Here is an 8,391-nt window from a genome sequence, read left to right on the forward strand (position 1 = left end):
TTTGTTTTCTGCCATATGTTCAAAATTTACACATCCTTTTAAAAACTTACTTCCTTATGAAATTAACTCTTTAATATATCTGTTTATTTCTTCATTAACTTTAAGACTTCCTTTTAATTCACAAGCGATACTGATAGGCTCTAAGAGTCTTTGTAGGAAGGTATATACTGTTCCTTGATTTGAGGATGCTGAAATTGCTGTAAGTAGATTAATTTTTTCTTCAACAGAAAACTGATTTGAATCATTAAACAAAGCTGTAGCAATTTTAAAAGCAGCATCACTGATTTTACTTTCGTCTGTTCCAAGTGGTTGCATCGGTAAATTAGATTTGACCCACTCTTCATACGGAATCCGAATATTATTTTCATGACATGTTTTAACTAAGTCCATTAGAGACTGTCTTAACTGTGCCTGATACGTTTCGATGATGATATCTTTAATATCCAATTCTAGTGCCTTAGCTAATTTTAATGATGCTTCAAATGAAGGAGGATGTTTTTCCTTCTCTATATCGGATATGTGTGCGTGCGAAATACCGGTTTTTTCTGATAGTTGACGGAGACTAAGTCCCAAATCTGAACGTTTTCTCTTAACTTTTTGCGAAAATGTCATTGTTAATCACCTCAATTATATTATAAGTGTAAGATTTATTATTTACAACTTTTACTCTTTATAATATTATATTATTTAGGTAGTGTAAGATTTTTAATTAACAATATTTATTGATTGCTATAACATAAGGTATTAGCTGCAATTTATATTAAGCTGTGTACAAGATGTCTAGTTTAATCAGGTTTGGAACAAGCTTGTACATTAGGTACTAGCTAAGGTCGGTGTGATATGGTTGCCACTCCTCTAACCGCATACCAATAGAGACCTTGAGGAGTAAACTTATATATTAAGTTAATATAATGCTCCTCTGGTTTTACCAGCTTAGGGGAAGTTGCATTGAAATTATCAAAGGCTTGGAACACTAAGGTGCAACGATTGCCGTCGTCTGTTGCTATAACGTATTCCTATTTGTTTGAACAACACAATGAGATAGGAGATTGCCCGATTGATGGAATCGAGCTATTGACAGATTCATCTTTAGCGGCAGGATTTTATGAAATTAAATCTCTCTTTACAAAACAATATATTAAAGCAAACGAGAAGCAGCCATATAAGGTCAGTTATTCTTTAGGTTGTATAACAGTTATGCTTGAATCAATATTTCCATGTGTCCCTCCAGTCAAAATAAAGATTAATCCGTCCAAAGGAGGGCTTTCTCCAAAACAGTTGTATGAATGGTGTCGATTTTTAGTAACTGATGTGCAACGAATATTTGTAAAAAAGGTAGATACAAAGTTAGATTTCTTTGGTCTTGACCCATATGAGTGTATGAATAAAATATGGTGGTGTTCCGATTTTAGAAAGATAGATGAAGAGTATTTTGAAAAAGGTACTCTGTATCTGGGAAGCACTCATAGCAAAATAAGGATACGTATATATGACAAAGGGAAAGAACAGGGGAAAAGCATCGTTTGGACAAGGATAGAGACTACCAGGTCTTATGATAAAAAAGAACAAATGACTCTAGGTACTTTTTTGAATAGAGTAACAGAATTGAAGTTATTTGAAGAGGTTATCCTAGTGAATGCTGCAGCAAAAGATATAAATGATATCCTAAGGCAATATAATGTACAGGCAATTAACAATGGTAAGTATTCAATGATAGCGACATTAAAACAGTTAGATGTTCGTAAAAGAAACCGTGTAATACGTGCATTGGATAAAATAGGTTTCGTTAATTCCTTGCTGCTACAATATCAAGATGCCATATTAAAATGGAGAAAGCAGGACAACGAATCTTTTTTATAATAGGTGTTACAAAACGAATATTTTCATGGATTATATATATAGATGCTAAGGCTATAAAATAAAAGTAAGTAAATAAAAAGTGGACAAAATCAGGTTAAACGTAGATGTAAAGGGGAGCTATCAATAAATATTAACGATACAACCAATTAGATGGTAATGACAATTCTACTACTTTTTATGAATCTACCTGATAGTAAAATGTAGTAATAAAATCCCTTTTAGTTCATATAATGTATTATCGAAAGCTAGGAGGGGTTATTTTTATGTTAAAGGTTGGACAAACTGTTAGGCATAAAAAGGAAGGTTATAAGGGGAAAATCGATATTATATATGATTCCAACGATTATGAAAGTAATAAGGTACATAAAGATATTTGCGTGGTTACAATTCCAGGAGAAATTCCTAAGCATGTCCATTCTAGTGAATTAATGCACGATGGAAGGACTCCAAGATGTCATAGTAAGATATGCAGAAAACGTCTTGATGAGACAATGGAGCTATGTAAGAGATGCGGTTGGATATTATGTCCATCATGTTCGTCATGTGGTTGTAACTATTAATGGATTATTTCAATTGTAATGGGTACTGGTAATTATAAAAGGATAGGGACCAACAAATAGTCAGTCCCTATTTTAACCTTTTTGAATTTTATAGGTATCCTTTTTCTTTTAAACTAACATATTTTTCATGTCCAATTATTAGGTGGTCAAGTATTTCGATGCCCACAACCTTACCAACTTCGGCAAGACGTTTGGTAACCTCTATATCTTCTCGACTTGGCTCAGGTTGCCCACTTGGATGATTATGAGCCACAATGGCACTGGCACAACTGCGACGAATTAAACATTTGAACGTCTCGCGGGGATGCACAATCGAAGCGTTTAACGAGCCGACAAAGACAGTCTCACGAAATAATACCTCATTTTTCGTATTAAGGCCTAAGCAAACAAACTCTTCTCTATTTAGGTACTGCATGTCCTTTAAATAGCGATAACCATCCTCAGGGCTTCTAATTGCAAAGCGAGTTTCCATTGGTGTCGGATTCATACGTGCAAGTTTTAATGCTGACATAATTTGTTGGGCTTTAACCTTGCCAATCCCTTTAATTTGCATGAGTTCTTCTTCTGTTACTTCTAGTAATTCCTGAATGGACGGAAAGCGGCTGAAAATCTCATTTACGACATATCCATCTTCTTTTTCTCTGATTGTAGCAGCAAGTAAAAATTTAAATGTGTATTTATCAAATGTATTCATAGAATATTCCTCCAGTTTTTTTGAAATAAAAAAGGAGAGACAAAAGTCCCTCCAATTGATTGAAATAGATTTATTCTGTATGATGTTTGTAAGGTGATTATTGATGAGTTCGTAAATTGAGCTCATCTTTTTTTATGCATTAAAAGAGCCCTTAGAATGCTTTTGCATTAAAAGAGCTTCACGGGTTTAACTTATGACTAATATTCATTTGATTCACCTCCTTAGGGCTGTTCATTAAGTAGCAACAAGTCTTGTATGAAAGATGATGCTTGTCGTTTTGTTAGCAATGTACTGTGCTCAACGTTGTATTGCATCTTCATCAGCTCCCTTGCAACCTCTGGAAGCATGTTAATTTCTTTAACTGTTCTAAAAATCATCTTCAATTGCTTCTCAGTGACTGGTTCATCACCTCCTTTGGTGTGAGTTTGCTTTGGAAAGTCCTCAATATCTTGTGTAAAAATCCCACTAGCTCTTGTTGCTGACAGTACTGCATCAATTAATGCCCGTTTCTTTGCCATCTTTAGAAGTGTATTGATTACGCTGAATGAGTCTTGGTTAATATAAGCTTTCTCTTTGTTGTTACATGTTCCGATTCCTTCAGCCTCCATCAGACCTGTTTGTTTACTAATAAGAGTGACCTTTACCTCGTATGCAAATATCCCTTTCTCCCAGTTCTCAATGCGATTTATGATGCTTACTTGTTTGGAGAAACCAAATATGTCACATAACTTTTCTGCCCCACAGGTTTAAGTAATGTTGGCTTATCAAAGCCCTCAATCCGCCCATAGTCAATCCCTTCTGCCATGAATTCTTTTACAAATTGTTCTAGCATGTTGATTCTATCTCTCGCTTCTTGTAATGAGATTGCTAGACTAGGAACAATTGCGACCTGCTCATTTTTCCCTGACATTGGAATCACATTACGAAGTTTTTCTATTGTGTCCTTCACAATTGCTTCACTCCTTATTAATCAAAATCCTCGTATGTTACTGCTTCTTTCAAAAAATGAGACTGGAATTTCCAGTTCGTCAGTACGACAGTGGTATTTAAACCTTTCAAGTGTCTTTTCAAGCTCTTCTAAACTTTGGATAGTACATTTAATACCAAAGCACCATACTCCCTTGATATGAGCTTCATTTACTGGCATTGAAGCCAAGAAACCTGACCATTCACCTCTTTCAGTAATGACATTTTCCACTGTGTCCTTGTGTAGTTGCCTCATTCTTTTCACCTCCTTTGTTTCTGGATGCCTCTCACCATCCTAGTCCTCCCTGTAATACAAAAAAGACCTAATCCATATTGGAATAGGCCCATTAAAAAGGGGTGGGGCACCGAACGGGAACAAAAACCATTATAGATATGCCTAGTACCCCAAGAAATTTTATATTATTTTTTCCAGTATATAGGTGAATATGGCAATTTTCGCGAAGCGTGGGTATGCAAAAACTGCAGCTATTACTTTATCATCATATTTTAAACACTAGTTTTTAGTTATTGAAATTGCTAAGTACAGGCTGCAACCCTATATGGTATCATGGAGGAAATACCATAATATGGAGGTCGTTATGTCTGTTCCAGATAATCAAATGGTACTTAAAAAATCAGAGAGAAATATAATTGCACATTATCAAATATTAAAAGAAAGCAAATAATGTATGAGGGTCTAAGCGAAGGAAAAAGATTAGTCCTTTGCACACCATCTTCTAAGTTACACCCACAAGGAAAGGGTTGGTTTGACTTAACCACAATACAGGTGGACCTTCTAGATGATTCAGATATAGCAATTCTTGCCGTTCGGTTACAAGGAAATAAAATCTACTATTTAGATTTTAAGAAACTTAGGAAGCTTATGACTTCAAATATAATACTTGATAATTCAAGGGAAGGTAATCACTGGAAATTATATGTTTGGGAGAATTATATAAAGGTACAAAGTAATGAAAAAGAATTCCATGTTCAACCTGAAATTTTAGATTAAAATGTTTTTAAAAGTCTTGAAACCATAGAAGTTTAGTGTTGATAGAGTTGTCTTAAGGGGGGAGTTTAATGGAAGATATAAATTTAAAAATGGTTGATAATGGGTTAGATTTCATCTTGAAATCCCTTGATACTATTGATAAATCTGATGAAGATTTAAAGTATTCACTTCTTAATTTACATGCGGGAATTCAATTAATGTTAAAAGAGATACTTTATCAGAAAGATTGGTCACTTATCTTTCAAAAGATAGAGGATGCCGATATAGATAAGTTAAGAAACGGGGATTTTAGTAGCGTTAACTATAAAATGTTAGTCAAAAGGCTAAAAGATGAATGTAATTTAGAACTCGATAAGAAATTGAGCGATAAATTGAATTGGCTTAAAAAAGAAAGAAATAAAGCGGAGCATTATCAATTTGTAGTTTCCTCTGATGTACTTAAATCTAATATTGTACAGCTATTAACGTTTCTAATACCGTTCCTAAAGACAGATATGATTGAGAAGGGGTATTTCGGCTCTGATGATGATAGGTTTTCCAAAATTAAAGAGTATTTACATACATTTGATGCCTATGTAAATGAACGACTAAAATTAATTGAAGATGAGGTAGATGAGATTGATGTTCCTTTGCAATGTCCAGCATGTTCTCAAGAGACTGTAGACTTTATTGACCAGACAGATGCATTCTGTCATTTCTGTGATGAACAAATCGCAAATTTTGCAGATGAATACATTTACCATTTTGTAGATAGATACAGTTCTATAAAAGATGGTGGAGAAGACCCGTTAATGGAGTGTCCTAGTTGTGATTATGAAACTTTCATATGCCTTGATGGGTATCAGTATGTATGTCTATCTTGTGGGGTAAAACCGACTCAAGATGATTTAACAACTTGCTCAGGACCAGTATGTGCAGAAAAGATTGTATACAGAAGGCAAAGTAGTGAGGACGAATACGAACCTAGTTTTTGTGAACTTTGTCTGGATTATTTTAAAAATGCTTAATGTGGGGCGAATTAATATGACCGATAAATTAAAACATTACTTACCAGAAGATGTTCCCGACAACCTATTCACTCAAAACAAGTTAAACAGAATGGGGTTAGTACAAACCTCAGAACATGTAGCGTTGGTATCATACCCTGAGCAAAAGCGTGAGTATAAATTATTTGATATTAACAATACGAGGAAGCGTAAGAAACAGCAGGGTTTTTCTTTAGTTGAGAAGGATTTAACTGTGGAACAGGTTCTAGAGGAACGTAAGCGAGAACTTGAAGTGAGGAAAGGTCAGTTAGGGTAGGGGAGGTTTACAATGGTTCAAAAGTATAATAGGGAAGATATATTGAAGGAACGGTTTAACCAATTCATCTCATTCAAAGTTACTGGTGAAACCATAGACTATTATTCAAAGCTTTCAATAGAAGATTTTGTGGAGATAAAAACCACATTAAGTGATATCAACAATATTATCACATATAAAACGACAATCCGTTTTATGGAGTGGTTAAGAAAATACTTTTCTTATGTAGATAAAAACTATCAGATTTATTTGAATGAGGTATTGGGAGCGAAGCCAAGTGGTAATGGTTACGATATCATGGTGACTGGTGACGTTAATATTTTAGCTGAAATCAAGTGTAATAAGCCGATTAACAATGGGTTTAAGTTTGGTTCTGCACAGAGGAACGGTATTATTAAGGACATTCAAGGTTTGCTAGAAGGGAAGTCGAAGGTAAACTTTGACCCGAAAACAGCTTATAAATTCCTAGTAATCTATGATTTTGGTGAACATACGTTAAAAGCAACGGAACATTTAATTATGAACATCCCACTAGATTATAAAGATAAAGTTGAGTTATATGCAGACCAAACTTACATTACTTTAGATAAGGTATATGTCGTATTTATCAACTAATGCTGTTTTGAAAATCATGTTTTAACAGATTTGGAGGAGGAACATGGATTTAAACAATTTAATTGCGACCATTATTACTTCAACAGCAGCATTAGTTGCGATTATTGGAGGGTTTTTAGTTAGTAGAGTGGTTTCTATATCAAGCGAGCAGAACGGGATAAAAAGAAAGCTTAGAGAAATCAACAATGACTTAGTCGCTAAACGAGAGATTAAATTAAATATTGAGAATTACTTATTTGAAGATGATTTAAATGATTTTGTGACAGGGAAAAATATAAAAAGGTTAGTCTTTGAAGAGAAATCTCTTGAAGGAATTATTGAGGAGGACGAATATACATATTTAACTAAGGAACAGTTGGAACCACATTTTGAGCAATTAAAAAGAATAGTTAAAGAGATGTTTGAAATAATGAAAAAGTTAGATGCAATCGATACATTTACTAATTTTAAAGAAAAGGCCAATGGATTTAACTATCCTGAAAGGGAAGAGTGGTATAAAAGGGTGTTTGATGCAATAAATGATGAGATATCTAAGTCACAATCGAATGGAATTTTTGGTCATCTTCATAATTTTGCACCTATTAACCCAAATGCATTTACTCCAAATACGGATTATAAAGATAAGAAAAGAGAACGTGATAGACTAGACGATGAAATAAGGATACTTGAACTTCAAAAGAATGCACAATTGGAATTACTGGATAATTACGGAAAACCTGTTTGGATATGGAGTGGTATTGCAGTACTTATATATGCAAGTATTGTTGGAATTATTTATCCTAGTACACTTTTACCTTATCCTGCTGATAGATATAACGATAATTTAACCAAGTGGTTCTTACTTGGTCTATTTTACAGTCAATTAATTTCATTATTTATTTACTTAAGTATTGCGATGTATAAGCTTACAAACAAAGATGAAGTTTAAATTCTATCGAATTAACCAGCACATAACAATAGAAAATGGAATGATTGGAAAAATAGTGATACATCAGTCTTATTAGCTAGAAAAGAGAGTGGTATTTAATCTGCTTTATTTTAATCAGATTATCTGATAATCATGCTAAAATATGTTCAGAATGTCCCCATTCTCTACCTCATTGTTTCAGCTACTTTGCTATTTGATGACTTTCCTCTCATCATCTCATACCTTATATAAATTAAAAAATCTATTTCAGATTGGTTATACCTATTAAAATGGTGGGGCACCGAACGGCAACTGATATACCTAATATACCTAGATATTTCAAAACATTATTTTGGTACATAAGTTAATTTTGGATTTTTTATGTAGGCGGGAGTTGTATGGTCCTTCGCCAAATTACATAAAGGAATTTAATTGGAATTTGTCGAAAATATTTTATAGTACTTTATTAGTTCGC

General features: G+C 33.7%; 12 protein-coding genes. 7 read left to right on the forward strand and 5 right to left on the reverse strand.

Translation table 11 applies throughout. The annotated features are described in order from the left end of the window. Nucleotides 1–54: 54 nt before the first annotated feature. Nucleotides 55–612 (reverse strand): helix-turn-helix domain-containing protein, encoded by a 558-nt coding sequence (locus ACNAZ4_RS22405; protein ID WP_415818270.1) that lies wholly within the window; start codon nt 610–612, stop codon nt 55–57. Nucleotides 613–948: 336 nt separating this feature from the next. Between ACNAZ4_RS22405 and ACNAZ4_RS22410 the strand changes: the two genes are divergently transcribed. Together ACNAZ4_RS22410 and ACNAZ4_RS22415 are read left to right on the forward strand one after the other, a co-directional pair. Next, entirely contained in the window at nt 949–1,860 is a 912-nt protein-coding gene (locus ACNAZ4_RS22410; RefSeq protein ID WP_415818272.1) for a hypothetical protein, read from the forward strand. 263 nt (nt 1,861–2,123) lie between these two features. Beyond that, nucleotides 2,124–2,420 (forward strand): hypothetical protein, encoded by a 297-nt coding sequence (locus tag ACNAZ4_RS22415; protein WP_415818274.1) that lies wholly within the window; start codon nt 2,124–2,126, stop codon nt 2,418–2,420. Between the two features lie 88 nt (nt 2,421–2,508). On the opposite strand, the gene radC is transcribed toward ACNAZ4_RS22415, so the two are convergent. The 4 genes from radC to ACNAZ4_RS22435 form a co-directional block, all read right to left on the reverse strand. Then, nucleotides 2,509–3,114 (reverse strand): RadC family protein, encoded by a 606-nt coding sequence (gene radC, locus ACNAZ4_RS22420; protein WP_415818276.1) that lies wholly within the window; start codon nt 3,112–3,114, stop codon nt 2,509–2,511. 221 nt (nt 3,115–3,335) lie between these two features. Then, nucleotides 3,336–3,722: a hypothetical protein gene (locus ACNAZ4_RS22425; RefSeq protein WP_415818278.1), complete on the reverse strand. Its 387-nt coding sequence runs from the start codon at nt 3,720–3,722 to the stop codon at nt 3,336–3,338. Between the two features lie 86 nt (nt 3,723–3,808). Next, nucleotides 3,809–4,063, reverse strand: coding sequence for a hypothetical protein (locus tag ACNAZ4_RS22430; protein WP_415818280.1), 255 nt, complete (start codon nt 4,061–4,063; stop codon nt 3,809–3,811). Nucleotides 4,064–4,084: 21 nt separating this feature from the next. Beyond that, nucleotides 4,085–4,336, reverse strand: a complete 252-nt coding sequence (locus tag ACNAZ4_RS22435) for a hypothetical protein (protein ID WP_415818282.1) — start codon at nt 4,334–4,336, stop codon at nt 4,085–4,087. Nucleotides 4,337–4,765: 429 nt separating this feature from the next. Between ACNAZ4_RS22435 and ACNAZ4_RS22440 the strand changes: the two genes are divergently transcribed. The 5 genes from ACNAZ4_RS22440 to ACNAZ4_RS22460 all read left to right on the forward strand — a co-directional run bounded on the left by ACNAZ4_RS22440 (nt 4,766) and on the right by ACNAZ4_RS22460 (nt 7,937). Beyond that, nucleotides 4,766–5,092 carry a hypothetical protein gene (locus ACNAZ4_RS22440; RefSeq protein WP_415818284.1) on the forward strand — a complete coding sequence of 109 codons (327 nt, stop codon included), beginning with the start codon at nt 4,766–4,768 and terminating at the stop codon, nt 5,090–5,092. Nucleotides 5,093–5,160: 68 nt separating this feature from the next. Further along, nucleotides 5,161–6,099 carry a hypothetical protein gene (locus ACNAZ4_RS22445; protein ID WP_415818286.1) on the forward strand — a complete coding sequence of 313 codons (939 nt, stop codon included), beginning with the start codon at nt 5,161–5,163 and terminating at the stop codon, nt 6,097–6,099. Between the two features lie 16 nt (nt 6,100–6,115). After that, entirely contained in the window at nt 6,116–6,394 is a 279-nt protein-coding gene (locus tag ACNAZ4_RS22450) for a hypothetical protein (protein ID WP_415818288.1), read from the forward strand. Between the two features lie 12 nt (nt 6,395–6,406). Beyond that, nucleotides 6,407–7,009, forward strand: coding sequence for a hypothetical protein (locus ACNAZ4_RS22455; protein ID WP_415818290.1), 603 nt, complete (start codon nt 6,407–6,409; stop codon nt 7,007–7,009). Nucleotides 7,010–7,052: 43 nt separating this feature from the next. Further along, on the forward strand, nt 7,053–7,937 hold the full coding sequence (locus ACNAZ4_RS22460) for a hypothetical protein (RefSeq protein ID WP_415818292.1): 885 nt from the start codon (nt 7,053–7,055) through the stop codon (nt 7,935–7,937). Nucleotides 7,938–8,391 lie beyond the last annotated feature (454 nt).

The sequence above is a fragment of the Mesobacillus thioparans genome, from assembly GCF_965138835.1.
Classification (GTDB): Bacteria; Bacillota; Bacilli; order Bacillales; family Cytobacillaceae; genus Mesobacillus; species Mesobacillus thioparans.

What these genes read in the sequence shown, in the direction of transcription:
- ACNAZ4_RS22405 (WP_415818270.1), bottom strand. Translation starts at nt 612, where the DNA reads ATGACATTTTCGCAAAAAGTTAAGAGAAAACGTTCAGATTTGGGACTT.
- ACNAZ4_RS22415 (WP_415818274.1), top strand. Translation starts at nt 2,124, where the DNA reads ATGTTAAAGGTTGGACAAACTGTTAGGCATAAAAAGGAAGGTTATAAG.
- radC (WP_415818276.1), bottom strand. Translation starts at nt 3,114, where the DNA reads ATGAATACATTTGATAAATACACATTTAAATTTTTACTTGCTGCTACA.
- ACNAZ4_RS22425 (WP_415818278.1), bottom strand. Translation starts at nt 3,722, where the DNA reads ATGGAGGCTGAAGGAATCGGAACATGTAACAACAAAGAGAAAGCTTAT.
- ACNAZ4_RS22435 (WP_415818282.1), bottom strand. Translation starts at nt 4,336, where the DNA reads ATGAGGCAACTACACAAGGACACAGTGGAAAATGTCATTACTGAAAGA.
- ACNAZ4_RS22440 (WP_415818284.1), top strand. Translation starts at nt 4,766, where the DNA reads ATGTATGAGGGTCTAAGCGAAGGAAAAAGATTAGTCCTTTGCACACCA.
- ACNAZ4_RS22445 (WP_415818286.1), top strand. Translation starts at nt 5,161, where the DNA reads ATGGAAGATATAAATTTAAAAATGGTTGATAATGGGTTAGATTTCATC.
- ACNAZ4_RS22450 (WP_415818288.1), top strand. Translation starts at nt 6,116, where the DNA reads ATGACCGATAAATTAAAACATTACTTACCAGAAGATGTTCCCGACAAC.
- ACNAZ4_RS22455 (WP_415818290.1), top strand. Translation starts at nt 6,407, where the DNA reads ATGGTTCAAAAGTATAATAGGGAAGATATATTGAAGGAACGGTTTAAC.
- ACNAZ4_RS22460 (WP_415818292.1), top strand. Translation starts at nt 7,053, where the DNA reads ATGGATTTAAACAATTTAATTGCGACCATTATTACTTCAACAGCAGCA.